The organism is Paenibacillus sp. BJ-4, from assembly GCF_020404765.1.
Lineage (GTDB): Bacteria > Bacillota > Bacilli > Paenibacillales > Paenibacillaceae > Paenibacillus.
This window is the reverse complement of record NZ_JAIVEM010000130.1, coordinates 1-632: the sequence shown is the minus strand read 5'-3', so window position 1 is coordinate 632 and position 632 is coordinate 1. Positions and strand designations below refer to the sequence as shown.

2 protein-coding genes are annotated in these 632 nt (G+C 52.8%); both read right to left on the bottom strand.

The genetic code is table 11. The features are described from left to right. On the bottom strand, nt 1-225 hold a 225-nt coding region (locus tag LCF57_RS18930; protein WP_318840720.1), incomplete at its 3' end, for an Ig-like domain-containing protein. Beyond that, a partial coding sequence (locus LCF57_RS18925) for an Ig-like domain-containing protein (RefSeq protein ID WP_226002091.1) occupies nt 204-632 on the bottom strand: 429 nt, incomplete at its 5' end. The genes LCF57_RS18925 and LCF57_RS18930, both read right to left, overlap by 22 nt.

Below are 632 nucleotides of genomic sequence, written 5' to 3'. Positions count from 1 at the left end.
CAAGTTCGGCGTAAGCGTCTGTCCGCTTCCCTGCGGATACAGTTGCGTATAATACGGCTGCATATCTCCCGTACGGAATGTCCAGTCCTGCGGCGTATGCATTCCTGCATACGGGTTCATCGCCGAATCCGTCAGTGCTCCCGAGGTGATTTCCACATAGTAAGGCTTCCCTTCTTCCAGTCCGCCGGATAGCGTAAATTGTGCTATTTTTTCCTGGCCTGACACCGTATATACCCTGTTCNTCCTCCCGAGGCTTCGTGCAGTCTTACATACCCGTGATTCCATTTCACTGACTCGTCGAATTCCATGTTAAAGTACGCTTTCCCTGGACCCACTCCACTTAAATAAAGACCTTCCGGTGACTTCGACACCAGCTGCGGCGCCGTCTCATCCGCTGTCACGAAATTCCAGCTACTCAGATCCCAGATGCCGTTCGATCCCTGGCCACCGCGATCCACAAACATGCCCGAGCTGACTTCTACATAGTACCGGGTATTGTCCGACAACGGATGATCCAGCTTCATCAACACGTCCTGACCACTAATACGTACCGTGCCTCCTGCAACCGTACCTCCGCTTACGTCAATTCGCCCAACCTCGGTTCCATCCCATTGATGCACAATAAGATGACC